The 24,979-nt window shown below is 58.7% G+C and carries 24 protein-coding genes; 9 read left to right on the forward strand and 15 right to left on the reverse strand.

All coding sequences use genetic code 11. From position 1 onward, the window contains the following. Window positions 1–35 precede the first annotated feature (35 nt). Window positions 36–1,994: an AsmA family protein gene (locus ACR3E7_RS01420; RefSeq protein ID WP_480503268.1), complete on the forward strand. Its 1,959-nt coding sequence runs from the start codon at window positions 36–38 to the stop codon at window positions 1,992–1,994. Between the two features lie 31 nt (window positions 1,995–2,025). Here the strand turns inward: ACR3E7_RS01420 and ACR3E7_RS01425 are convergent, their stop codons facing one another. From ACR3E7_RS01425 to ACR3E7_RS01440, 4 genes are read right to left on the reverse strand one after another with little or no spacing between them, the layout of a single operon-like run. Beyond that, entirely contained in the window at window positions 2,026–3,522 is a 1,497-nt protein-coding gene (locus tag ACR3E7_RS01425; RefSeq protein WP_480503267.1) for a phosphomannomutase/phosphoglucomutase, read from the reverse strand. A gap of 15 nt (window positions 3,523–3,537) precedes the next feature. After that, entirely contained in the window at window positions 3,538–4,371 is an 834-nt protein-coding gene (kdsA, locus tag ACR3E7_RS01430; RefSeq protein WP_170788204.1) for a 3-deoxy-8-phosphooctulonate synthase, read from the reverse strand. Between the two features lie 5 nt (window positions 4,372–4,376). Beyond that, window positions 4,377–5,948 (reverse strand): KpsE/RkpR family capsule polysaccharide export protein, encoded by a 1,572-nt coding sequence (locus tag ACR3E7_RS01435; RefSeq protein WP_480503265.1) that lies wholly within the window; start codon window positions 5,946–5,948, stop codon window positions 4,377–4,379. Next, on the reverse strand, window positions 5,926–6,585 hold the full coding sequence (locus ACR3E7_RS01440) for an ABC transporter ATP-binding protein (RefSeq protein WP_480503264.1): 660 nt from the start codon (window positions 6,583–6,585) through the stop codon (window positions 5,926–5,928). Before ACR3E7_RS01440 ends, ACR3E7_RS01435 begins: the two co-directional genes overlap by 23 nt. Window positions 6,586–6,808: 223 nt before the next feature. Here ACR3E7_RS01440 and ACR3E7_RS01445 point away from each other — a divergent pair, with 223 nt between their 5' ends. Together ACR3E7_RS01445 and ACR3E7_RS01450 are read left to right on the forward strand one after the other, a co-directional pair. Next, entirely contained in the window at window positions 6,809–7,396 is a 588-nt protein-coding gene (locus ACR3E7_RS01445) for a uracil-DNA glycosylase family protein (protein ID WP_480503263.1), read from the forward strand. Beyond that, a complete protein-coding gene (locus ACR3E7_RS01450; protein WP_480503262.1) occupies window positions 7,389–8,177 on the forward strand; it encodes an SseB family protein in 789 nt (262 codons plus the stop codon). Before ACR3E7_RS01445 ends, ACR3E7_RS01450 begins: the two co-directional genes overlap by 8 nt. A gap of 37 nt (window positions 8,178–8,214) precedes the next feature. On the opposite strand, the gene yghU is transcribed toward ACR3E7_RS01450, so the two are convergent. Beyond that, window positions 8,215–9,093, reverse strand: coding sequence for a glutathione-dependent disulfide-bond oxidoreductase (gene yghU / locus ACR3E7_RS01455; protein ID WP_480503261.1), 879 nt, complete (start codon window positions 9,091–9,093; stop codon window positions 8,215–8,217). 247 nt (window positions 9,094–9,340) lie between these two features. On the opposite strand from yghU, the gene ACR3E7_RS01460 reads away from it, so the two are divergent. Then, the gene (locus ACR3E7_RS01460; protein WP_170783904.1) at window positions 9,341–9,859 is read left to right on the forward strand and encodes a YHS domain-containing (seleno)protein; all 519 of its coding nucleotides are present in this window, start codon (window positions 9,341–9,343) and stop codon (window positions 9,857–9,859) included. A gap of 54 nt (window positions 9,860–9,913) precedes the next feature. Here the strand turns inward: ACR3E7_RS01460 and ACR3E7_RS01465 are convergent, their stop codons facing one another. Both ACR3E7_RS01465 and metF read right to left on the reverse strand, forming a co-directional pair. Next, complete coding sequence (locus tag ACR3E7_RS01465) at window positions 9,914–10,567, reverse strand: J domain-containing protein (RefSeq protein WP_480503259.1); 654 nt, start codon at window positions 10,565–10,567, stop codon at window positions 9,914–9,916. A gap of 157 nt (window positions 10,568–10,724) precedes the next feature. Next, on the reverse strand, window positions 10,725–11,591 hold the full coding sequence (metF, locus tag ACR3E7_RS01470; protein ID WP_170769821.1) for a methylenetetrahydrofolate reductase [NAD(P)H]: 867 nt from the start codon (window positions 11,589–11,591) through the stop codon (window positions 10,725–10,727). Between the two features lie 93 nt (window positions 11,592–11,684). On the opposite strand from metF, the gene ACR3E7_RS01475 reads away from it, so the two are divergent. Beyond that, on the forward strand, window positions 11,685–12,590 hold the full coding sequence (locus ACR3E7_RS01475) for a LysR family transcriptional regulator (protein WP_480503258.1): 906 nt from the start codon (window positions 11,685–11,687) through the stop codon (window positions 12,588–12,590). Window positions 12,591–12,686: 96 nt separating this feature from the next. Further along, complete coding sequence (locus tag ACR3E7_RS01480; protein ID WP_170788212.1) at window positions 12,687–13,472, forward strand: inositol monophosphatase family protein; 786 nt, start codon at window positions 12,687–12,689, stop codon at window positions 13,470–13,472. Window positions 13,473–13,577: 105 nt separating this feature from the next. On the opposite strand, the gene ACR3E7_RS01485 is transcribed toward ACR3E7_RS01480, so the two are convergent. Then, entirely contained in the window at window positions 13,578–14,321 is a 744-nt protein-coding gene (locus ACR3E7_RS01485; protein WP_480503257.1) for a rhomboid family intramembrane serine protease, read from the reverse strand. Between the two features lie 135 nt (window positions 14,322–14,456). Between ACR3E7_RS01485 and ACR3E7_RS01490 the strand changes: the two genes are divergently transcribed. After that, window positions 14,457–15,023, forward strand: a complete 567-nt coding sequence (locus ACR3E7_RS01490) for a tetratricopeptide repeat protein (protein ID WP_170783913.1) — start codon at window positions 14,457–14,459, stop codon at window positions 15,021–15,023. A 48-nt stretch (window positions 15,024–15,071) separates the two neighbouring features. Here ACR3E7_RS01490 and ACR3E7_RS01495 read toward each other — a convergent pair whose 3' ends face one another. From ACR3E7_RS01495 to ACR3E7_RS01525, 7 genes are all read right to left on the reverse strand, one after another. Continuing rightward, the gene (locus ACR3E7_RS01495; RefSeq protein ID WP_480503256.1) at window positions 15,072–16,961 is read right to left on the reverse strand and encodes a PhoX family protein; all 1,890 of its coding nucleotides are present in this window, start codon (window positions 16,959–16,961) and stop codon (window positions 15,072–15,074) included. 207 nt (window positions 16,962–17,168) lie between these two features. Continuing rightward, window positions 17,169–18,161 (reverse strand): ABC transporter ATP-binding protein, encoded by a 993-nt coding sequence (locus ACR3E7_RS01500; RefSeq protein ID WP_480503255.1) that lies wholly within the window; start codon window positions 18,159–18,161, stop codon window positions 17,169–17,171. Further along, window positions 18,158–19,192 (reverse strand): Gfo/Idh/MocA family protein, encoded by a 1,035-nt coding sequence (locus ACR3E7_RS01505; RefSeq protein ID WP_480503254.1) that lies wholly within the window; start codon window positions 19,190–19,192, stop codon window positions 18,158–18,160. Before ACR3E7_RS01505 ends, ACR3E7_RS01500 begins: the two co-directional genes overlap by 4 nt. Further along, a complete protein-coding gene (locus ACR3E7_RS01510; RefSeq protein WP_170352414.1) occupies window positions 19,189–20,028 on the reverse strand; it encodes a carbohydrate ABC transporter permease in 840 nt (279 codons plus the stop codon). Before ACR3E7_RS01510 ends, ACR3E7_RS01505 begins: the two co-directional genes overlap by 4 nt. A 10-nt stretch (window positions 20,029–20,038) precedes the next feature. Continuing rightward, entirely contained in the window at window positions 20,039–20,953 is a 915-nt protein-coding gene (locus ACR3E7_RS01515; protein WP_170352415.1) for a carbohydrate ABC transporter permease, read from the reverse strand. 66 nt (window positions 20,954–21,019) lie between these two features. Next, window positions 21,020–22,273, reverse strand: coding sequence for an ABC transporter substrate-binding protein (locus tag ACR3E7_RS01520; RefSeq protein ID WP_480503253.1), 1,254 nt, complete (start codon window positions 22,271–22,273; stop codon window positions 21,020–21,022). 17 nt (window positions 22,274–22,290) lie between these two features. Beyond that, window positions 22,291–23,184, reverse strand: coding sequence for an N-acetylmuramic acid 6-phosphate etherase (locus ACR3E7_RS01525; protein ID WP_480503252.1), 894 nt, complete (start codon window positions 23,182–23,184; stop codon window positions 22,291–22,293). Window positions 23,185–23,351: 167 nt separating this feature from the next. Between ACR3E7_RS01525 and ACR3E7_RS01530 the strand changes: the two genes are divergently transcribed. Then, window positions 23,352–24,227 (forward strand): glucosamine kinase nucleotide-binding domain-containing protein, encoded by an 876-nt coding sequence (locus ACR3E7_RS01530; protein WP_480503251.1) that lies wholly within the window; start codon window positions 23,352–23,354, stop codon window positions 24,225–24,227. Next, window positions 24,214–24,963 (forward strand): GntR family transcriptional regulator, encoded by a 750-nt coding sequence (locus tag ACR3E7_RS01535; RefSeq protein ID WP_170769091.1) that lies wholly within the window; start codon window positions 24,214–24,216, stop codon window positions 24,961–24,963. Before ACR3E7_RS01530 ends, ACR3E7_RS01535 begins: the two co-directional genes overlap by 14 nt. The last annotated feature ends 16 nt before the right edge of the window (window positions 24,964–24,979 follow it).

Here is a 24,979-nt window from a genome sequence, read left to right on the forward strand (position 1 = left end):
ATTTCAACGCATAACAAAAAGCAAAGAGCGGTAAAATGAAGTGGCTGGTGCGCATTCTCTTTCTCATCGTGGCCGTGATCGGGCTGGTTATCGGGGCTTTGCTGATGATGCCCGGCGACAAGCTGGCGCGTATCCTGGCCGAGCAGGTCAAGGCCGAAACGGGCCGGGATCTGACCCTGACAGGAGATGTGAAACTGTCATTCTGGCCAGTGCTAGGGATGGAGACCGGGCCTGTGACGTTCAGCAATGCCCCTTGGGCCGGGTCCGAGCCGATGCTCAGCGCGGATCATCTGGCCGTTGGTGTGGATGCGGCGGCGTTGATGTCAGGGGATTTGCGTATCCGGCGGGTGATTGCGGAAAACCCGACGCTGCGGTTGGAACTGTCTGACGGGCGCGGCAATTGGGAGTTTGGCGCGTCAGCGCCTGCGGCGGCGTCCTCGGGATCTGGCACCTCTGCCGCCCCGCAGGGGCAACCGGGTGTCGTAACGCTGGATAGGCTGGAATTAACAAATGCGCGTCTGCTCTATCTGGAAAACGGGGCGGTGACGTTCGATTTCTCGCAAGTCGACCTGTCGGCAAGCTGGCCCGAGGTCACAGCACCGTTGTTGCTGGAGGCGAAAATGGCGGTGCCAGGGGGCGCGGTTGAGGTGGATATGAAAATCCCAGATCTGCCCGCTTATGCAACCGGCGCGGCCACCCAGTTGGATCTGTTGCTGCGCGCGCCCGGGGGTGAAGTCGACTTTGACGGTCGCGTGAATCTTGCCGGAGAGATGGACGGCGACCTGCACCTTAAAACCCAAAATACCGAGACATTGCTGGCCGCTTTCGGACAGCCCGGTACAGCCGTGCCTTTGGGTCTGGGTCGCCGCGCGGAACTGGTCGGTCGTATGACCTATACGCAGGACGGGCGTCTGTCGGTGCGTGAATTGGTGGCGCAACTGGACGACAACCGCCTGACCGGCGAGGCGGATATCGTGATCTCGGACCCACCACAGATCACCGCGCGGTTTGACGCGGGCGATTTGGATCTGTCCCGATTCAACGAGTCTAATGGAGGCTCGGGCGGTGATGGCGGCGCTGCGCCAAGCCAATCCGATGGCTGGTCGACCACACCGATTGACGCCTCGGCGCTGGCTTTGGCGAATGGGCAAATCCGGCTGAAGGCGAATTCGATAGCAGTGCCCGACCTGACCCTTGGTCCCAGCGATCTGACCTTGAATCTGGACCGGTCACGCGCGGTGTTGCAGATGAACCCGGCCACCTTGTTCTCGGGTCAGTTGACCGGTCAGGTCGTCGCGAATAACCGCAACGGGCTGTCTGTCGGTGGCAACATGAAGGCAGACGGGATCGACATCCAACAGGCCCTGATGACGCTGGCCGATATTGACCGATTGTCCGGCACGGGCACCGGTTCGTTCGAGTTTCTGGGCGTTGGGCAAAGCGAGGATCAGATCATGCGTTCACTCAGCGGCAAGGGTCGCGTGGATGTGGGGCAGGGGGTGATCAACGGGTTCGACCTGGACCGCCTGATGGGGCGGGGCGAAGGGTCAGGCGGCACTACTGTGTTCAACAGTCTTGCCGCTAGTTTCACCATTGATCAGGGTGTTCTCAGGAATGATGACCTGCTGATGTCACTGGATAATTTCCGTGCCGATGGCGCCGGTCGCGTCGGCTTGGGCGAGCGCAATATCGACTATCTGTTCACCCCTACAGCGTTGCGGGCAAATTCTGGTCAGGGCCTGTCGGTGCCGGTGCGCATTGTTGGACCGTGGAGTAATCCGTCGATCAAACCCGACCTCAGTAAAGTGATCGAAGCGGCCGCCGAAGGCAAAATCAAAGAACTTGAGGACGACGCCAAACAACAGGTGCTGGACAAGGTCAGCGACGAGCTTGGGACTGCCGTGACAGACACCGAAAGCATCGAGGATGCGGTGAAGAACAAATTGCAGGAAGAGGCCACGAAAGGGCTATTGAAATTGCTGGGCGCGGATTGAGCGGCGGGGCGCAAGACGCGCCCCAAAGGCTCTAGATTGTCTGGTCGTAGTCGCCAACGCCGGGTTCTGTTCGGATGACAGCGTCGATATCGGCAAATATCGCGCGCATCTCATTCTCGCTTTCGCTGCTTTCGCAGACCACGACCAGATTTGGCGTGTTCGAGGACGCCCGCACCAGACCCCAGCTACCATTGTCCAGAATGACCCGAGCGCCATTGACGGTGACGACCTCTTTGATCGCGCGCCCGCCAAAGGGTTCACCCGCCTCGGATTTGGCCACCAGCTTGTCGACCAGACGGGCAAGGATGTCATATTTCTCGGTATCTGCCGCATAGGGCGACATGGTGGGAGTCGACCATGTCTTGGGCAGGGCCTTGCGCAGATCAGACATGCTCTGATCGGGGTTGCGGTCCATCAGTTTGCAGATCTCAACCGCCACGCGCATGCCGCAGTCATAGCCGCGTCCGATCGGTTCAGCCAGAAAGTAGTGGCCCGACTTCTCGAACCCGGCCAGCGCGTTGATTTCCTTGACGCGACGCTTCATGTGGCTGTGGCCAGTTTTCCAGTAGTCGGCCTTGACCCCATGGGCCTGCAACTGCGGATCACTGGCGAACAGACCGGTTGATTTCACATCAGCCACAAAGGTCGCGTTCGGGTACAGTTTGGCCAGATCGCGGGCCATGATCACACCGACCTTGTCGGCGAAAATCTCTTCGCCCTCGTCATCGACAACACCACACCGGTCGCCGTCGCCGTCAAACCCCAGCGCCAGATCGGCACCGCTGGATTTCACGCTGTCGGACATGTCGTGCAGCATCTCCATCGCTTCGGGGTTCGGGTTGTAGTTGGGGAACGTGTAGTCCAGCCGGTTGTGGCTGGGCACAACCTCGACCCCCATTCGTTCGAATATCTTGGGTGCAAAGGCCGAGGCGGTGCCGTTCCCGGTGGCGCAGACCACTTTCAGCGGGCGAGACATTTTGAAATCGCCGACCAGATCGTCGATATAAGCCTCTTTCACGCCGTCCACGAACTCATACGAGCCACCCTCATGGGGTTGTCCTTCGCCATTCAGGACGATATCGCGCAACTCGGACATCTCATCAGGGCCATGGGTCAGAGGACGCTCAAACCCCATCTTGACCCCGGTCCAGCCGTTGGGATTGTGGCTGGCAGTGACCATAGCAACCGCCGGCACGTCCAGATGAAATTGCGCGAAATAGGCCATGGGGCTGAGCGCTGGGCCGATATCCTTGACCTGAATGCCGGCCTGCATCAGCCCCAGGATCAGTGCGTTCTTGATGGCCAGCGAATAGTCGCGGTAGTCGTTTCCCACCGCGATCACCGGTGCAATCCCGCGCCTGCGCATCTGCGTCCCAAGCCCCAGACCCAGCGCGGTCATGCCGGGCAGGTTGATTTCCTCGGGGTATTTCCACCTGGCGTCATATTCACGGAAACCCGTGGGTTTGATCATGGCATCGCGCAGAAAGCTCCAGGTGTTCGGGGTCACCTCGGGGATTGGTTTGGTCATAGAAAATCTCAATCGTTAAATCTGAATGGGGTTTGCCTTGGCCAGCGCATCAAAGCGCATCAAAGTGTCAATAAGTTGCGGCATCTGGTCAAGATAGATCATATTGGGGCCGTCAGATGGCGCATTGTCAGGGTCCTGATGGGTTTCAATGAACACAGCTCCGACACCCAATGACACTGCCGCACGCGCCATGACCGGCGCAAACTCCCGCTGACCGCCAGAGGACCCACCTTTGCCACCTGGTTGCTGTACCGAATGCGTTGCGTCCATCACGACCGGGTAGCCCGTTTTCGCCATTTGCGGCAGGCCGCGCATATCAGCAACCAGTGTGTTGTATCCAAAAGATGTGCCGCGTTCCGTCAGGAGGATATTCGTGTTTCCCGTGCTTTCGATCTTGTCAACGATGTTGCCCATTTCCCAAGGCGCAAGAAACTGACCTTTCTTGACGTTAACGGCTTTCCCGGTTTCACCAGCAGCCAGCAACATATCCGTCTGGCGGCAGAGGAAGGCGGGAATCTGCAAGACGTCTACGGCCTCGGCCGCTAGGGCACATTGGGATTCAGTATGAACATCAGTCAGAACAGGAATACCCATCGAGTTGCGAATATCGCTCAGAACTTTCAATCCAGCGTCAATACCCAGGCCACGGACACCGGACAAGGAAGTACGGTTAGCTTTGTCATATGACGCCTTGAAAACGTACTGTGCTCCGGCCGCATCGCAGGCCTCTTTCATTTTGCCGGCGATCATCTGGGCATGATCGGCGCTTTCAAGCTGACATGGACCGGCAATGATTGTCAGAGGCAGATCATTGCCGACCGTGAGATCGGAGATTTTTACATGTTTCATGTGTCTTACGAGGATACCTGTTCACGAAGGACCGACGCGGTAAGCGAGATCAACAGGTAGATACCAGCAAACAACAGGAATGCCAAAATCGTATTTTCGAATTTCCTCGGATAGGTCGGATCCTGGCTGGGAACCGGGTTCACTGAGACGGTCAGATACCGCACCTTGCGGTTGGCCTCGGTCCGGGTGGTTTCCATTTGCTGCATGGCTGCTTGCAGCATCATGTCCCGTGCGGCCAGATCAGCCTGCGCAGTCTGGATTCGCAAGGTCAGACGCACCAGCGAGTTTTCGCCAGCCGAGACATCCAACATCTCGGCGTTCAGCTCCTCCAGCACTTCTTCGAAGCGCGCAATTTCGGCGCGTACACCGTCCACTTTGGCCTGATTGGGCCGCAGATTGTCTAAAAGCGAAGCCAGTTGCAGTTCTTTATCCTGCAATTGCGCCTCAAGCGTGTTTATTCGGCCGCGTAGGCCGGCAAGCACGTTTTCTGGGTCTAGCAGAGCGCCTTGCAGCTGCGCTTCGATCAGGGCTTCCTGCGCTTTGTTGCGTGCCTCCTGCGCCAGTTCGAAACTGGCCACGGCGTCGCGCATCTGGTCTTCGCGTTTCAGTTCGGACAGTCCGTTGATGGTGTCTTCGGCATAGGACAGCAACCTGTCCGAGATCGCGACTGCGATATCAGGTGTGGGCGCGGCGACCTCCATGCGGATGATGCCGTCGCTGGGGTCATAGCCGATGGTGATCATCCGCATGTACAGCTTGTGGGTCTCTTCCAGACTTGCGTCGGGCGACAGACGCTGGATCGGATCAATCCAGTCCTGTTTGAATATCTCGGAAAACCCCATATCGCGCTCAAGCCGTAGCAGAGCGTCCTTGGATTCCAGAAATTCCTGCGTGGCAACCGAATCCTGCGCGGTTGCGTATTGGGTGCCCGCCAAGAAACCTCCGAATGAGGCTCCGCCGCCATCCGCTTGAAGTATGGAGAAGGCCGAATCGCTGGCATACATCGGCGTTGCAAAGCGATAGAAATAAGTCCCGACCACAAGCGTCGGCAGCAATACAAACACTGCCAAACGCGCAAACAGAGCAAACAGTTTGCGTCTGCGGCGGCGCGCGATGTCCTTCTGAATTTGCCCGATCTCATAGTTGCGCCGTTCCGCGGGGCTCATCTCGGGGCCGGGCAGAGTTTCGGGCGATTGCAGAATGGGCTGAGGCAGTTGGATCGTCACCTTGTCTTTGGTTTCATCTTCGACACGCTTTTTCTCGGCGGCAAGGTCCAGCAGACTGCTGCGTTCGAATGGGTCGATACCCTTTTTGTGCAACAAGCGCACAGCATCATAATCCGAGTCCGCCTCGACCCCGTTTTTCTGCGCCAGCTTTCGCGCAATGCGAAGCTGCCGACCGGTTAGCCCCTCAGCCTTGATCTTTTCCAGCTCAGAGGTCTGTGCATCATTGGCCGCCTCGGGTGGTTGCGTCGCTTTGCGAATGCGTGAGATCGCGTCGGCGCGGGCCTCGGCATCTGCCGGACCCTGACGTTTGCGTCGCCAGTTGTATATTCTAGCCTTGGGTTTGGTAGTCATACAGTTGTTTTGCCTCTTCCAAGGAGTCGAACACATGCAGTTGCCCATCGACAAGGACAGCGGCCTGCTGTGCAAATTTTTCTAACACGGTCGGGTTGTGCGACACGATCACCAATGTCGTCGTCCGAAGCCTTTCTTGCAGGATATCCCCTGCTTTCCTGTTAAATTCGATATCCGTCGTGGCGGGCATGCCCTCGTCAATCAGGTACATGTCGAAGTCCAGCGCCAGCATCAGCGCAAAAGTAAACCGCCCCCGCATCCCCGAGGAATAGGTCGCCATCGGTTGATCGAAATACTCGCCCAGACCACATAGCCACTTGCAATAGGCTTCGACATAGTCGGGGTCCATACCATAGATCTTGGCGATATAACGCGCGTTTTCCAGTGCCGACAGTTTGTTGGCCACGCCACCCGTAAACCCCATTGGAAAGGACACCCGGCAGGATTTGCGGATGACGCCTTCGTCCGGCTTTTCCAACCCCGCCATCATGTTGATCAACGTGGTTTTGCCCGTCCCGTTCGGGGCGAGAATGCCGATTGAGGTGCCAAGTTCGACCCGGAACGAGACCCGGTCCAGGATTACCTTACGGCGTGTCCCGGTCCAAAAGGACTTACTGACATTCTCGAACTCAAGCATTTTGGGCCTGTCTGCTTATTCTTGCCGCAGCCGGACGGCGTGATCTCATGACTCATGTCCGGCCATGTTGGCGGCATTATGTCCAGTTTTGCACATGATGATCAATCCGCGCTGCCGCAGGCTGTTGTTATTGTGACTTTTCCATCTGTTGGTTCTCGCCACTGCGGTGACTATCTTTGTTGCCAGGTGTCAACCACTGTGCTTCAGGAAACCTTGCGATCTGATGAATTCCCTCGAAAAAGACATCGCCGCCTGCCGAATCTGCGCCGACAGGTTTGCCGCAACCGAAACGGCGCATGAACCACGCCCGGTCGTCTGGTTTAGACAAGGTACCCCGATCCTGATCGCAGGGCAGGCGCCGGGCGCGCGGGTTCATGCCTCGGGCCGTCCGTTTACGGACCCCTCGGGGGATCGTCTGCGCGACTGGTTGGGGATCGGGGAAGACGTGTTTTATGACCGCGCCCGTGTCTCGATCGTGCCGATGGCCTTTTGCTTTCCGGGCTATGACGCGCGCAAGGCCGATCTGCCGCCGCCACCGATCTGCGGGCAGACGTGGCATGACAAGGTGATGCAGACGCTGGGTGATGTGCCGCTGACTGTGTTGGTCGGGGGGCATGCGCATAAATACCACCTCAAGGCGCGCGGGTCCGTGACCGAGACGGTACGCAACTGGCAGGACCATGCGCCGCGCGTCTTTTCCTTGCCTCATCCGTCGTGGCGGAATACGGCATGGATGAAGAAAAACCCGTGGTTCGAGGCCGACCTTCTGCCGGTCCTGCGCGCGCGGGTGCACGAGGTTCTGAATGACTGACATGACCGCTCTGGACTCGGCCCATTCCGGGATGGAGGCCGCGCCGCAGGACGATGCCGCCCGGTTGCGGTTCTTTGAGCGGCTGGCCGATAGCGAACTGTTCCTGCTTCTGACCGAAGAGGCAAAGGGCGAAAACATCTCGCCCGAGTTGTTTGACGTGGCCGATGGCCGCTTTGTTCTGGCGTTCGACCGCGAGGATCGTTTGGCGCGCTTTGCTGAACGTCCTGTTCCCTACGTCGCCCTGTCAGGGCGGGTGTTGTCGAATATGTTGGCCGGGCAGGGCATCGGATTGGGCCTGAATCTTGAGGTCGCACCGTCCTCGATGCTGATCCCGTCCGAGGCGCTGGGCTGGTTGGCGACCACCTTGCAGCACGCGCCGGAAGAGGTGCAGCAGCACTTGTCGGAATTCCTGCCCCCAGTCGGTTTGCCCGACGATCTACTGACGGCTTTGGATGCCAAACTGGCAACGGCCGTTGGTCTGGCGCAATCCGCCTATCTGGTTGGCACCAAGACATCTGAGGGGGGGACCGGCCACCTTCTGGGTTTTGTCGGCGCGGTTGAAGGGGCGGAAGCGGACTTGGCCAAGGCCGCGTCCGAAGCGCTGACTTTTTCAGGGATCGAGGCGGGCGCAATGGATGTGGGTTTTTTTGCAGCCCACGACGCTGCCGCGTCCGCTCTGGCGCGGGTGGGGCTACGGTTCGATTTACCGCAGCCGAAAACCTCTAAGTTCCAGCGGATCGCGCCGGGCAGTGACCCGGAAAAGCCACCGATCCTCAGATAAATAGGGCCTCACCAGATCCCGGCGAGGCCCGACAGGTTTATTCCGCAGCAGCTTCCAGCTTGTCCTGCGTACGGGTTTCAAAGTCGCTGGCTTCGTGGCGCTCATGAAGCTGCAAGTGCTTTTCGCCAAAGGGGCGGTTCACCATGCGTCCGCGCAGAACGGCTGGGCGTGCGTCGATCGCTTTGGCCCAACGCATGACATTCTTGTAGGATTCGACGTCCAGGAATTCGGCCGCATCGTAAAGGCGACCCAGAACCAGTTGCCCATACCAGGGCCAGATGGCCATGTCGGCAATGGTATAGTCTTCACCAGCAATATAGGTGTTCTCCGCCAGTTGCTTATCCAGAACATCAAGCTGACGCTTGGTTTCCATTGTAAAGCGGTCGATCGGGTATTCGAATTTCTCGGGCGCATAGGCGTAGAAATGGCCAAATCCGCCGCCCAGATAGGGCGCGCTGCCCATCTGCCAGAACACCCAGTTCATTACCTCGGTCCGCTCGGGTCCTGACTTGGGCAGGAAGGCGTCAAACTTTTCGGCCAGATGGAACAGGATCGAGGCGCTTTCGAACACGCGTACCGGCTTGTCGCCCGATCGGTCCCACAACGCAGGGATTTTCGAGTTTGGGTTGGCTTCGACAAAGCCCGACCCGAACTGATCGCCTTCGCCGATATTGATCAGCCACGCATTATACTCGGCTTCTTCATGACCCAGGGCCAGCAATTCTTCCAGCAGTACCGAGACCTTCACGCCGTTTGGCGTGGCCAGTGAATACAGCTGCAGGGGGTGGCGTCCGACAGGCAAATCCTTATCGTGGGTTGCACCGGCGATGGGGCGGTTGATATTGGCAAACTGCCCGCCATTCTGACTGTCCCATGTCCAGACCTTCGGGGGGGTATAGGTCGATTGCTCGCTCATCTCTTGCCTTTCTCAGCAAATCTGGGGTGAATTGTCCGTCCGTCACAACAGCTAATATTGCAAAGCGCCGAGTCCAACCCCGGTTGTTTGCTTCTTTCTGTAACATTCGGCAGGAATAGTCTCACGTTTCTTCATTCGACGTCACAGGCCCGCGAGCAGGACTGCTCTGTCGGCTGGAATCACCTATTGTCTGAGCAGGCCCGGAACACGGGTGCCCCTTAAACCTGAGGACAAAAGGACGACCTATATGAAACGTTTTGCCCTAACCGTTGCAGCGACCCTGGCTTTCGCTGTTCCCGCTTTTGCCGGTGATCAGTATGTAGACGGTACCGGATTCGCTGTATCGGGTTACGATGTTGTAGCCTACCGCAGCCTGGATCAGGCCCCGGTTGGTCAGTCCCAGCCAGAAGGTGTGCGTGGCCGTTCCGACATCACCGCAGAATATAACGGTGCGACATGGGCGTTCTCGACTGAAGAGAACCGCGACAAGTTTCTGGAAAACCCCGCCTATTACGCACCGGAATATGACGGGCACTGTGCCTATGGTGTTTCGCGCGGCGGTAAGGTTCCGGCAAACCCGAACCTGTGGCGCATCGTTGATGACAAGCTTTACCTGAACATCACCGATGTAGTTGTTGGGTTCTTTGAAGAAGACATTCCGGGCAACATCAACCTGGCCGAAGGCAACTGGCCGGGGATCGAGCCTGCGAAAGCATCGACCGCAGTCATTCCGAAATTCACTTCGAAAGGCCCGATCTCGAACTAAGGGTCCACTCACAGAAAAGCCCGGCTGTTACTCGCCGGGCTTTTTTCGTTTTGATCAGCTTGCCAGGCAGAATTCGTCTCGCATCTGCTGGTCAGCATCGAAACGGATACGCACGCTTTTGGCGCCGGGGAATTTACGATCGCGGATCGTATCCGGAACGACAACCTCTCCACCGCCGGTTTCCTTGGCCTGAAAGCTCAGCACTTCGGTTTCGGTACGGCGTGCACCAGCCAGAACCGAAGTGGGCAAAGCCACCCGGTTTTGCCCCTGCCGAACGGGCGAGGACACGAAATAGGTCAGGTTACGGCCATGAAAGCCGACCGCCTCGGGGATGTGATCGGAATCGGCAATCGGGTCAGCGGTGCAAGTCTTGTCTGCGCCGCCGGCACCTTGCGGAAGCGCTTTGTTCAAAAGTATCCGGCAGGCATCGATATCGGTAATATCCAGCGAGATGACCCGCTTGCGCAATTTCGGACGTCGTGGTTTGCCGGGCTGCGCGCCCTTGCTGACCAAGCCTTCCAGCCGCAACAGGTCATAGGCTTCTTTCGCACGGGTAAATTCCGAGCTGTCGCCCCTGGTTCGATCAGAATGCACATTGAACGCAATGTTGCGCCACGCTTGTCTGATATCCTCAGAACCGGCGGTCTGATCTAGGCCAAGGGCGGCCATCGCAGCAGCGCGGGCCTTCATCTTTTCAACAGCTTCCATACCCAAAACACTCGTTAAAACAACAACGTGCTCTTAGTGTTGGGATGGCCGCATTTTTGTCAAATTTGATGGTTTTTTTGAGGCTAAACGTAGAACAATCCCGCCATGCACTGCAGGATTGTTCTGGTGAATGTGCTTGTGAGAGCCGACTTTTCGCTCAGGCCACGTTTTGCAGATCGGCTTTAGGCGTAATGCCCAAGGCGAAACAAACGTCGCGGGTCAATTCGGGGCGATTCAGCGTGTAGAAATGCAGCTTGTCCACACCGCCCTCGATCAAATCCGAGCAGAGCTCGGTGCACAGTGCGGTTGCCAGCAAGTCTTCGCGGTCGTCGCGGATCGCCTTATCAAAAGCCTGTTCAACCCACGCGGGGATACGTGTGCCGCAGCGTTTGGCAAAACTGCGCGCGCCCTTCCAGTTTTCGATGGGCAGGATGCCCGGCACGATTGGCTTGTCGATGCCCGCCTTGGCGCACGCATCGCGGAAGCGAAAGAACGTCTCGGCTTCGAAAAAGAACTGTGTCAGCGCCTCGTCAGCTCCCGCGTCCAGCTTGGCTTTCAGCCAGTCAATGTCCGTACGGGCGCATTGGGCCTCGGGGTGGATGTCGGGATAGGCACCCACGCGGATGTTGAAGTTTCCAGTGTCAGCCAGTGCCTTGATCAGCTCAACCGAATTGGCAAAACCTTCCGGGTGAGGCACGAACTTTTCCTGTCCTTTGGGGGGATCGCCGCGCAAGGCCACGATGTCCCGCACGCCTGCTTTTGCAAAGGAATCGGCGATTTTCAGGGTTTCTTCGCGCGTGGCATCCACACAGGTCAGGTGCGCGGCAACCGGCAGGCCGGATGATTTGTGCAAGGTGGCGACCGCGTCGCGAGTCAGCTCACGTGTTGTGCCGCCTGCGCCGTAGGTGACCGAGACGAATCGGGGCTCAAGCGGGGCGAGCGTTTGAACCGTATCCCAAAGGCGGAACGAAGCTTCGAGCGTTTGGGGCGGGAAGAACTCGAATGAAATCTCAGGTTGGGTCATCATGGCCTCGCATATTCCAGTTGTGGGTCTTGTGCCATGTGACGCATTGTGAGACAAACTCATATTCCTCAAGAACAACATGAGTTCCATTGAATGCATATCGAATTTCGGCACCTGCGCACAATCAAGGCGATTCATGAGTGCGGCGGGTTGGCCCGCGCGGCGGATCAGTTGAATATCACTCAGTCGGCGCTGAGCCATCAGATCAAAGGTCTTGAGGATCAGGCCGGCGTGGAATTGTTCCTGCGCCGCTCCAAACCGATGAAACTGTCTGCGGCGGGGCTGCGCCTGTTGCGGCTGGCCGAACAGATTCTGCCGCAGGTCGAAGCGACGCAGCAGGAGTTCTCCTCGCTGCGCGATGGGCGCACTGGTCGAATGCATATCGCCATCGAGTGCCATGCCTGCTTCGAATGGCTTTTTCCGGTGCTGGAATCCTTTCGCAAATCCTGGGGCGATGTGGATGTAGATATCCGCCCCGGTCTGGCCTTTGACGCTTTGCCCGCGCTGCAAAAGGAAGAGGTCGATCTGGTCGTCTCGTCCGACCCTGAGGACCTGCCGGGGGTCGAGTTCATCAAACTGTTCGACTATGACGCGGTGTTTGTTGCGGCCTCGGCACACCCATTGGCGCAGAAGAATTTCATCGAGGCCGAGGATTTTCGCGGCCAGACCCTAATCACGTACCCGGTCGAGCGCACCCGGTTGGATGTATTCAGCCAATTGCTGATCCCGGCGCGGGTAGAACCAGCCGCTATTCGGCAGGTGGAACTGACGGCGGTGATCTTATTGCTGGTCGCATCAAATCGCGGAATTTCGGTGTTGCCAGACTGGGTGGTGAGGGAAGTGAAGTACAATTCAGACTATGTGACCCGCCCGCTGACCAAGGATGGGATCACCCGTAGCTTGTATGCGGCAGTGCGGGCTGAGGACCTTGAAAAACCCTATGTGCAGGAATTGATCGACCTTGCCGGAACCGAGGCGCGCAAGCTGCAATCGCAATAGGCGGGAAACGCGGGTCTGCTATGCGCATCAAGCCTCTTGGCAAGGGCGCATTGCATCAGTATACGCGCGGTTTGACCGAACAGGAGCCGTGGGACAATGGTAGGCAGTGCAAACCTCAACATCATGATCAAAGCCGCGCGCAAGGCGGGGCGGTCTCTGGTCAAGGACTTTCGTGAAGTCGAGAACCTGCAAGTCTCGATGAAAGGCGCGGGCGATTTTGTCTCCAAGGCCGATATTGCTGCTGAAAACATCCTGAAAGAGGAACTGCTGGGTGCCCGCCCGACCTATGGCTGGCTGGGTGAAGAAGGCGGCGGGCAGGCCGGTGAAGACCCGACACGCCGCTGGATCGTTGACCCGCTGGACGGCACCACCAATTTCCTGCACGGGCTGCCGCATTGGGCGATTTCTATCGCTTTGGAACACAAGGGCAAGATCGTTGCCGGCGTGATCTATGACCCCGCCAAGGATGAGATGTTCTTTGCCGAAAAAGGTGAGGGCGCGTGGATGAACGACACCCGCATCCGCGTTTCGGGCCGCCACCGCATGATCGAGTCCATTTTCTCGACCGGTTTGCCCTTTGGCGGACGTTCTGATTTGCCTGCGACCCTTCAGGATCTGGCGCGGATCATGCCCACTTGCGCAGGCGTGCGCCGCTGGGGCGCTGCGGCGCTGGATATGGCCTATGTGGCTGCAGGCCGTTACGAGGGCTTCTGGGAACGCCGCCTGAACGCGTGGGACGTGGCTGCTGGTATCATCATCGTGAAAGAAGCCGGTGGCTTTGTGCAGGCTCTGAACCCCGAAGGTAGCGTCTTGGAAGATGGCGAGGTTATCTGTTCGAATGAACCGATCTTCGACCAGTTCTCGAAGGTGATCCGGGGCTGACTTGCAGAACCCTGAGACGAACAAGCGCGCCCTGTCCGAGGCGCGCTTTTTTGTTGTCGGCAGCACAGGCGATCAAGGCCGCCAATGTCGTGCAAGGATATGCATCTACCGGCGCGGGATTCGGGGGATGCGGGATTGTGACAGTTTGTATGTATGCTCGGGGTGCGGCGGGTGGCCATGTGTTCGGTTCCAATACCGCGTACCGCCCCGCCGCGCCCAAAGCGGGATGCACAAAAGCAGACCGACAAAGAACCCGCCGGTATGAGCCCAATAGGCAACGCCGCCTTCGTCCGGGTTGCTGGCAAGGCTGCCCAGGAATTGCATCCCCAGCCAGACCCCCAGCATGACGAAGGCCGGGATGGTGAAAACCCGCACATAGACGATCAGGATCAGCAGAATATCCACGAGGGCCTTAGGGAACATCAACAGGTATCCCCCCATGACCCCGGCGATTGCACCAGAGGCCCCGATGGTCGGCACCACTGATCCCGGGGCCGTCAGGACGTGGATCAGGCCTGCTCCGATACCGGCCATCGTATAGAAAAGCAAAAAGGGCAGGTGGCCCATCTCGTCTTCCAGATTGTCGCCGAATATCCAAAGGAACAGCATGTTCCCTGCCAGATGCATCCAGCCGCCGTGAAGGAACATTGAGGTGAACAGCGTCTCATACGCGACCCCGTCTTCGATCCGGGCCGGGATGACCGCGTAGTCGAAATAAAGCCGGTTGAGCAACCGCGCGTCATTCACGATGCCCACATAACTGAGGAAAATCAGAATGTTCGCGGCCATCAGCAGATAGACGACGTATGGGGTGCGCCCCGAGGGGTTATGGTCACGGATCGGAAACATGGCGCGACGCTGGGCTTTCGGGCGGGCAAGGTCAAGGTACGTTTACGCAGCATACGGCATGGTGGCGAGGTGTATGACGAAGACTTGAACGAGCCCAAGGGTTGACGCAGCCTGTCTGCGCGTCACCATAGACACATGAAACACATCGCCTCAGCCTTTGTCGTGCTGGTCGCAGGCACCATCGCTGCCCATTCACAGGACTGTCCCGCCGCTCCGGATCACTCGGACGGGGTGGCCGGGATTATCTCTCAAATTCAACAGGCCGAGACCGAGCGCGCCGCGCAGGTTTTGTCGGGCAAGCTTTGGGAGTTTTGGACAGATGCACCGGATAGCAAGGCACAAGTCGCGCTGGACAGGGGGATGACACGTCGTAGTCAAAGCGATCTGCTGGGCGCAATCGAAGACTTCAACTCGCTGATAGATTACTGCCCATCTTATGCCGAAGGGTATAACCAGCGCGCCTTCGCCTATTTTCTGGGCCGGGATTATCAGGCCGCTCTGCCGGATCTGGATCGGGCAATCGAACTGTCGCCCAATCATGTGGCAGCAATCAGTGGGCGTGCACTGACTTTGTTAGGGCTTGGGCGGATCGACGAAGCTCGCGAGGCTTTGGAACAGGCGCTGGAGCTGAACCCGTGGCTCTCTGAACGCCACTTGATGGACCCCGGAGGGCCGTTGGCACCACAAGGCCAAGACATCTGAAATACAAAACCCCCGACCAAACAGGCCGGGGGTTTTCGATCTTGGGACTTAGCCGACAAGACCGTTATCGGCGCGTTTGATCGCAATGACCGACGAGCGCGGCGTGCCGCTGTCGGGCCAGTTGCTGCCGGGGTGCTGGATGCCGACAAACATGGTCCGCAGGTCTGTGGACCACGCCAGACCGGTCACCTCACAGCCGTTCGGGCCAGTCATGAAGCGTGCAATCTCACCGGTCACGGGATCACCAACCAGCATCTGGTTGTTGCCGTTGCCTGCGAAATCTTCCTCGTTGTCGTCATTCCCGTCTGTCTGGATCCAGATCAGACCGGTCGAATCGATCACCATACCGTCGGGCGAGTTGAACAGGTTGCCCTCGTTCACGTTGGGCGAACCGGCGCGGTCATCGGAATGCACGGTGGGGTTGCCTGCCATGACGTACAGGTCCCAATCGAACGCTTGGGCGGCGTGGTCGTCATTGGCCGGACGCCAGCGAACGATCTGACCATACTTGTTGGCTTCACGCGGGTTGGCCGCGTTGACCGAGGTATCATCACCACCGGCGTTTGGCTTGACGCCGCGGTTCTTGTTGTTGGTCAGGCAGCAATAGGCCTCGACCGCGACCGGGCTGGAGGCGACCCATTCGGGGCGGTCCATGGTGGTGCCGCCCGCTTTGGAGGCGGCCATGCGGGTAAAGATGCGAATCTCGGCATCGTCCATTCCGGTGGTTTCCGGGGTCAGAGCCAGCCATTCACCCTTCATGTCGTCGTTGAACTTGGCGACATAAAGCGTGCCGTCGTTCAGCAGGCTCTCGGTTTCACCACCGGGCTGATAGGTGCCGTTCGAGACGAACTTGTACAGGTATTCACCACGTTCATCGTCGCCCATGTAGACAACCACGCGACCGTCGGCAGCCAGGGTGACTTCGGCGTTTTCGTGCTTGAAACGACCCAGACCAGTGTGTTTGACAGGGATGCTGTCAGGCTTGGTTGGGTCAATCTCGACGATCCAGCCTGCGCGATGCGGCTCGTTGGGGTTCTTCGAGGTGTCAAAGCGCGGGTCAAAGAACTCGTAACCGTTCCAGCTTTCGGCCTTGATACCGTAGCGCGCCATACCGTCCGAGACCTTCTGGTCATAGGCGGCATTTTCATCCGACGAGCCGAAGTAGCCATTGAAGTTCTCTTCGCAGGTCAGATAGGTGCCCCAGGGCGTCTTGCCCGCACCACAGTTGTTCATGGTGCCCAACGAGGTGGTGCCGGTCGGATCAGCCTCGGTTTTCAGCAGGTCATGACCGGCTGCGGGGCCAACGATTTTCATCGGAGTGTTATGATGAATACGGCGGTTGAAGGGGCTGTCTTTGACAACAGACCAGCCCTCAGGGCCTTCGGTGATTTCCATGACTGTCACGCCTTGGATGTTCTGCAGCTTTAGAACATCACCTGCGTTTGCCGGAACACCTTCCGCAGCGGCCGGCAGGTTGATCTTGCGGTTGGGGTATTCGTGGTTGATCGCGATCAGTTCGTGACCCTGGAACGAAAAGGTTTCCATCCCGTCAGTGTTCTCACCAAAGATACGGTCGGATTTTTCGACCGAACCACCATCGGCGATGTCATAGCCGTCGGCATCCGAGAACAGCGGATCGCCCCAGCGCATCATGACTTTCCATTCGTACCCTTCGGGGACGTGAACGGTGCCGTCGGTCTGGGCTGCGATCGGGGTAAAGGCAAAGCGCGACGCGTCAGCGGCCTGTGCCGAGGTCGAGCTGAGCAGACCTGTGCCCATTGCGGCAGCGCCCGATCCAAAGGCCACCACACCGGCCAGAAAACCACGGCGGGAAATGGCGCTTTCGACCACGCGGTCAAAGTCGTTTTCCTCGGGGCGGGGGAAGTGCAGCTCGTCCCAGTCGTCTGCGGAAAGTGTGGTGTTGTCGACGTCTTTCATGGATGGCTCCTGGCTAAAATGAAAGTTGATGAACGGCATTTAGGAGGTCTTTGTGACAGGTTCTTAACAGCGCCATTAAAGCCGCTGTATTTCGACCTGAAAATAGATTCATTTTTGATGCGCTGAAACGCGCTAAAGCCCTGCCTGCGCGATGCAGACAGGGTGTTACAATCATCCGAACAGATTGATCACATCGTCGTGATTGGGTTAGCGCAGCCGCTGCCCATCAGCATTGAACCGATACGCTTTTTCGGGCGCGAACCCAAGACGCAGGTCTTGGCCTTCGGAAATTGCGTGTTGCCCGAACAAGCGCGCCGTCACCGAATGGTTCTGAACGGTCGCAATGACGTTGGTATCACCGCCCAGCTTTTCGACATGGCTGACCTGCGCTGACAGGGGGCCGTCGTCAGACAGGAACAGATCCTCTGGCCGAATACCAAGGGTGTCTGACCCCTGATCCAGCAGGCTTTCGGGCAGGAAGTTCATCGAAGGAGATCCAAGGAATCCCGCAACAAACTGGTTGGCAGGGTTGTTATACAGCTCCATCGGTGAGCCAATCTGTTCCACGCGTCCGTCACGCAGAACGACGATCTTGTCGGCCAGTGTCATCGCCTCGGTCTGGTCGTGTGTGACATAGATCATCGAGGCATCCAGCGCCCGGTGCAGGTTTGCAATCTCTATCCGCGTGTTCATCCGCAGCGCCGCGTCGAGGTTCGACAGCGGCTCGTCAAACAGGAACAGTTTCGGCTCGCGTACGATGGCCCGCCCGATGGCGACACGTTGGCGCTGACCGCCGGACAGCTCAGATGGATAGCGGTCCAGATATTCCTCAAGGTTCAGCATCCGGCTGGCGGTGGCGACGCGCTCTTCGATCACCGCCTTGGATTGCTTTTCTTGCTTCAAAGCCAACGTCATGTTTCCGCGTACGTTCAGGTGCGGATAAAGCGCATAGCTTTGGAACACCATCGCGATGCCGCGTTTCGACGGCGGCACCAGATTGACGGTCTGGCCGTCGATATTGATCTCACCCGAGGACGCATCCTCTAACCCCGCGATCACGCGCAGCAGGGTGGATTTGCCACAGCCCGATGGGCCGACGAAAACAACGAACTCGCCTTCTTCCACCTCAAGCGAGATGTCTTTCAGGACATGCACCTCGCCAAAGGATTTGTTCACATTGGTCAAGGTCAGAGCAGTCATGTTGCGGACTCCTTAAGCGAAACGGGCTGGCCGGTGCGGATGCTTTCATCTGCGGCCAGACAAATGGCGAGGGATTGGACGGCGTCATTCATGTGGCGCGTCAGGTCGATATCGTTTGCGATGGCGCGCAGCATATACGCCTGCTCGGCGTCACAAAGCTCCTGATGGCCGGGCTCATCGGGCATCTCAACCGTACGGTCACCGCCCGGCGTGTGGATCAGTAGACCACCAACCTTGGTGTGGCCGTCGATATCCGCCGACGCGCCCTTGTTGCCATCGGTGATCGAGACCGAGCCATTGGGCGAGACGATGTCTTTCACGAAGAACGCGGTTTCGGACATCATCGGGCCCCACCCGGCCTCATACCAGCCGACCGAGCCGTCCTCAAAAATCACCTGAAATTGGCCGTAATTGTACATGTCCTCGGCGATTTCGTCGGACAGGCGCAGGCCCATGCCATGCACGCGGACGGGCTGCGCATCGGTGATCTGGCACATCACATCCACATAATGCACACCACAATCCACGATGGGGGATGTGGTCTGCATCAGCGCCTTATGCGTCTCCCATTCAGCGCCTGAGGATTGCTGGTTCAGGTTCAGGCGGAACACATACGGTCCGCCCAGATCGCGCGCCTCGGCAATCAGGCGCATCCACGAGGGGTGATGGCGCAGGATATATCCGACGACCAGTTTGCGGTTCAGGCGAGTGGCGGTTTCGACCACGCGCCGTGCATCGGCCACGTTGGTGGCCAGCGGCTTTTCGACAAACACATGCGCGCCAGCCTCCATTGCGGCGCAGGCGAAATCGGCGTGGCTGTCGGAATAGGTGGCGATGATCACCAGATCGGGATTGGTCTCGGCCAGCGCGGTGTGGAAATCCGAATAGGCGGGGTATTGGCCCAGCTCGGGGTGATCCACGTGGCCCGAGCGGTTCACCAGCCCCACGATCTGCGCGTCCGCGTGGTTGTGATGAGCCAGCGCGTGGCTGAGACCCATATTGCCAAGGCCAGCGATCAGAACTTTGGTCATTTGACAGCTCCCGAAGTGATGCCGCGGATCAGTTGGCGCGAGAAGATGACATACAGAACCAGCACTGGCAGGATCGCCATCGACAGGGCCGACAGAACCGCGTTCCAGTCGGTGACGAACTGTCCGATAAAGACCTGACTGCCCAGCGTGAGCGTCTTGGTTTCTTCAGCCGGGGCGAGGATCAGCGGGAACCACAGGTCATTCCAGATCGGGATCATGTTGAACACGGCCACGGTCGCCATCGCGGGCCTGACCAGAGGCAGAACCAGCCGGAAAAAGATCGTATATTCCGACAGCCCGTCGATACGGCCCGCGTTTTTCAGATCATCACTGACCTGTCGCATGAACTCCGACAGGATGAACACGGCCAACGGCAGCCCTTGCGCGGTGTAAACCAGGATCAGCGCCCAAAGCGTGTTCACCAGCCCGGTGGCCACCATCATCTCAAGGATCGCCACAGTGCCGATGCGTATCGGGATCATGATCCCCAGCGCCAGATACAGCCCCATCAGCAGGTTGCCCTTGAACTGATATTCCGACAGCGCATAGGCCGCCATGGCCCCGAACAGCAAGATGAAAAACAGCGATGCGACGGTGACGATCATAGAGTTCTGGAAGTAGAGGAAGAAATCCCCCTGCTTCATTACCGTCTCATATCCGATCATGGAAAAACTGTCGGCATTCGGCAGCGCCAGTGGCTCGCGGAAGATCGCGCGGCGGGATTTGAAGCTGTTGATGATGATCACAAAAACCGGGAACAGGGCGATCAGCGTGTAAAGGATCAGCGCCCCGTGCATCGCGGCGGTATTCAGCGGGTTATGACGTGCTTTGTTCATCGCTGGCCCCTCACAGTTGATACCGGCGCATCCGGGTCTGGATGCCGAACAGGTAAATGCAGACGCCCACAAGGATGATCGCGAACATGGCCCCGGCGATGGCGGAACCCATATGCGGGTCGCCCAATTGCAGTTGGAACCCAAAGAAGGTGCGGTACATGAAGGTGCCTAAGATATCGGTCGAGAAATCCGGCCCCGCCAGCGCGCCTTGGGCGGCATAGATCAGGTCGAACGCGTTGAAATTGCCCACGAAAGTCAGGATCGAGATGATCCCGATCGAGGGCAGGATCAGCGGTAGTTTGATCTTCCAGAAGGCCGAGGCCCCGGTGATGCCGTCGATCTCTCCGGCTTCAAGGATTTCCTCGGGGATGGTCAGCAGGGCGGCATAGATCAGCATCATCGGGATGCCCACAAATTGCCAGACCGAGATCAGCGCCAGCGTGGTGAGCGCATATTCCTCTTTCCCCAGCCACGGCGCAAACAGGGATTTCAGGCCCACGGCATCCAGCATCGACGGCGCGATGCCCCAGATGGGCGACAGGATCAGTTTCCATGCAAAGCCAACGATCACAAAGCTCAGGATCGTTGGGATGAATATCGCCGACCGATAGAGCGCCGAGAACCGCAGGCGCGGGTGGCTGAGCAGGGCTGCCAGTGCGATCCCGATGGGGTTTTGAACAAGCATATGGATCAGGAAGAACCAGAAGTTGTTGCCCAAAGCGTTCCAGAACTGCTCGGACCAGATGGGATCGAAAAACAGCGTTTGAAAGTTCTGCAAGCCCACGAACACGCGGCTCTGATCCACTTCGGAATAGAGCGCCAGCCGCAGCGTGTTGAACAGCGGGAAGATCATCACCGCCGTATAGACCAGCACAGCAGGGGCCAGAAACACGACGATATGCCAGCGGAAGCGGGGGCGGTTCATGGGTCAGCTTTCAAAGGGGTGTCAGGGGGTACTCGGGCGGGATGAGCCGCCCGAGTAGGGGTCAGTTTACTGGTGCGGCGCGTACCAGGAGGCGAGGCCTTCCTGCAACTCGGCGCCCAGTTCTTCGGGCGATTTGGCGCCCTTGATGGCGGCGACCGATGCGCCCCAGGTCTCATTCTCGAGGTTCGGCGTGCCGCGCGACAGGATTTGGTAGGTCGAGCGGATGGTCGATTCACACTCATCACGCCAGCCGACGATTTCCTTGGCTAGCGGGTCTTGCAGCTCGACCGGGGTGCTGGACAGCGGGAAAAAGCCGGGCAGGGCGTTGCCGAAGATTTCCGCGAACTCGGGGCTTGCGACCCAGGCCAGGAACGTCTCAGCCGCTTCGGGGTTCTCGGTGGCGGCGTTCATGCCGATGCCGATATCGGTGTGATCCGAGATATAGCAAGTATCGCCCGCGTTGCGGACCGGCGGCTTGAATGCGCCCATCTCGAAATCGGCCTGCGTGTTAAAACCCGAAATCTCCCACGAACCGGCGGGATAAATCGCCGCGCGGCCTAGCGTGAAAATGTTCTGGCTGTCGGGATAGGTCTGTGCCTCATACCCGTCGCCCATATACTCGCCCCAACGGGCCAGTGTTGCGTAAGGTGCGGTCCAGGCCTCATCCGTCAGCTTCTGCTCACCTTTGATAAGCGCTTGACGGCCTTCTTCACCTTTCCAGTAGTTCGGGCCGATGTTGTTGTAACCCATTGTGGCGGCTTCCCACTGGTCATTGGTGCCCATCGCGATCGGGATATAGGTGCCGTCTTCCTTGATCTTATCCAGCGCGGCAAAGAACTCATCCTCGGTGGTGGGCACGTCTATGCCTAGCTCGTTGAAGGCGTCCTTGTTGTAGATGAAGCCGTGGATCACCGAGGCCATCGGAACGCAGAAGCTGACCGCGCCGTCATCGGTCTGCCACGCGGATTTGGCGACGTCCGAGAAATTGCTCATGGCTTCAACGCCCGAAAGGTCCGTCAGGTGTCCTGCCTCATACAACGCCAGCGAAGCATCGAAGGGGCGACAAGTGATCAGATCACCGGCCGAGCCCGCATCCAGTTTCGAGTTCAGAACAGCGTTGTATTCGGCGGGCGCCGATGGGGTGAACTGGACCTTGATGCCGGGGTTGGCGGCCTCGAATGCGGGGATGATCTGGTCTTGCCACAGGGTCAGGTCATCGTTGCGCCAGCTTTCGATGGTGATCGTCACGTCTTCGGCCAAGGCCGATGTTGCCACCAAGGTTGTGCCCAGCAGGGCCAGTTTCAGGCTTTTGTGTTTCATTTCAGTCTCCAAGTTGGTTAGCGGTTGTTATCTGTTGTAAGAACGGTGCTGAGGTTTCCGCCCGAGTTGCCCAGTTGGGTCATGGCCTCGGGCAATGACAGGCCGAGCGCCGCAATTAGGATCGCTGGTTTGACCTCACCCTTGGCTGTGTCCAGCGCGGATTGCGCGACAGCGGTGTCCACATTTGCAATACGCGCTACGATTCCTGCGGCGCGGGCGCGCAACTTGTCATTGTCGGCGCGCAGGTTGACCATCATGCCGCCATGCACATGCCCCAACTCTAGCGCCATAAGGGATGACAGCATGTTCAGGGCTATCTTCTGCGCCGTACCAGCCCCCATGCGGGTCGAGCCCGAGATCAACTCCGGCGGCGTGGCCAGCAGGATCGGGATGTCCGCATTCAGCAGCAGGGGGCTGCCTGCATTGTTGGCAATGCCGATCACCTTGGCACCTTTGGACTGTGCGATGGTGCTGGCGATTAGGGTGTAGGGTGTCGATCCACTGGCCGACACAGCGATGACAGTGTCATGCGGGCGCAAGTCTTGCAACGCGTCGGCAAGGCCCGCATCCGCGTCTTCTGCTGCTCCGGGCATTTCAACCCCGGTGGGCAGGCCTCCTGCCATATGAATGCGCAGCCGCGCGGGTGAGATCGAAAACGTGCCGCCCAGCTCTTGGGCATCTGCGGCGGCCATCAATCCTGACGAGCCCGCCGCCACATAGTGCAGCACCCCGTCCGTACGCAAAGTCTCTGCCATTGCCAGTGCAGCCTGCGCGATGCTGTCGACGACCCCCTCAACCGCCTGCGCCGCAGCGATTTGACCGGCGGCCAAGGCGCGGGCGGAGCCTGCCAGATCGCTCGGGTCAAGTCGTGCGGCATCAGTGTGCAGTTGTTCAGTCGACGGCAGCGTCAAGAGAATCCCCCTTACAGTTCCTTTACAATACCTATCTAATACCACCTGTCCATAACTTTCTTATTGCGACCGAGATGAAGGATTTTTTCGCATAAATCTCTCTAAAATCCCTGATCATCGCAGGTTTGATCTTTTCTGATGGCAAAAGGTATTATAATGGTATTGTCATGAGTGAGTCTGAAAACCACGCAGTTTTGGCCGTTGATGGCGGTGGAACCCGATGCCGGGTTGCCTGCGATGTGGATGGTGAAGTCCATGCGGTCGAAACAGGTGCGGCCAATGTCTCAACCGATTTTGAGGGTGGTGCCGACCAGATCAGGACGGGCGTCGCGCGTTTGGCCGAACGTCTCGGACGGCCCGCCGCCGACCTGTTCGATTGGCCCGCTTTCGTAGGCTTGGCCGGAGTGACTGGGGATGCGGTAGCTGGGCGCTTGCAGGCTGTTCTGAATTTGACGAATGCCCGGGTGGAAGATGATCGGCCGGCCGCCGTCCGAGGGGCCTTGGGCGCGACAGACGGCCTTGTCGCGCATTGCGGCACGGGCTCATTCCTTGCGCTCCAGACTCGTGGTCGCATGCGGTTTGCTGGGGGATGGGGGTCAGTCCTTGGAGATGAGGCCTCGGCCCAATGGGTCGGACGTCGCGCCTTGGCCGAAGCGTTGAATGTTGCAGATGGGGTTCAGGAAAGCTCGGGCCTGACCCGGGCCCTGTCTGATCGGTTGGGTGGTACCGCAGGCATTGTTGCATTTGCAGGCCAAGCGTCGCCGGGAGAGTTTGGCACGTTGGCGCCGCAGGTTACGTCGGCCGCGGTCGATGGAGATATCGTTGCCCGGAAAGTCCTGCAAACAGGAGCGGATTACCTTACGGATATGGTCGTCCGTTTGGGTTGGAAACCCGGTCTGACGCTATGTCTGACCGGGGGAATTGCGCCGCACTACGCCGACTACCTGCCCGGCGAAATGCAAGAGGCAATCCGTCCGCCGCAGGGGGAACCGCTGGCAGGTGCGTTGGCTTTGGCAAAGGAGGTGGCAGATGAGCATCGCTGAATTCCTGCGCGCCGATGCATGGCTAAGCCCCGAAAACGGCCCTCGATACGTACAGCTGCGCCGCCGGTTGCAAGAGGGGATCGACACCGGTGTGCTGGCCCCCAATGCGTCGCTGCCGTCAGAACGGGAATTGGTGGAAATCACTGACCTGTCCCGCGTCACCGTACGCAAAGCGATCCAGGAGCTGGTGCAAGAAGGCGTGATCGAACAGCGTCAGGGGTCGGGCTCATTCATCCGCGAGCGCGTGCCTCGGGTCGAGCAATCGCTGACCCATCTGACATCATTCACCGAAGATATGTCGAGCCGGGGGATGCAGACCACCTCTAAATGGCTGGAACGTGGCGTGTTCGCCGCAACACCACACGAGGTGGCCGCGCTGAACCTGTCGGACGGCGCGCAAATCGCCCGTATCTATCGTCTGCGCGAGGCGGATGGCCGCCCGCTGGCGCTGGAAAAAGCGGCCTTGCCCTTGGACATCCTGCCGAACCCGATCGAGGTGACGACCTCGCTCTACGAGGTGCTGGATGGGTTGGGTCATCGTCCGGTGCGGGCGGTTCAGAAGATCTCGGCGCTTAATCTGGCAGCGCGCGAGGCCGAGTTGCTGGACGTGCCTGAAGGGGCGGCGGGGCTGAATATCGAACGTCTCTCATTTCTCAAAAACGGTCGGGTCGCAGAGCTGACCCGTTCGCTCTATCGCGGTGACGCCTATGATTTCGTCGCCGAGCTACGGCTATAACCGGAAGGATCAAAGG

The organism is Ruegeria sp. BK1 (genome assembly GCF_056535645.1).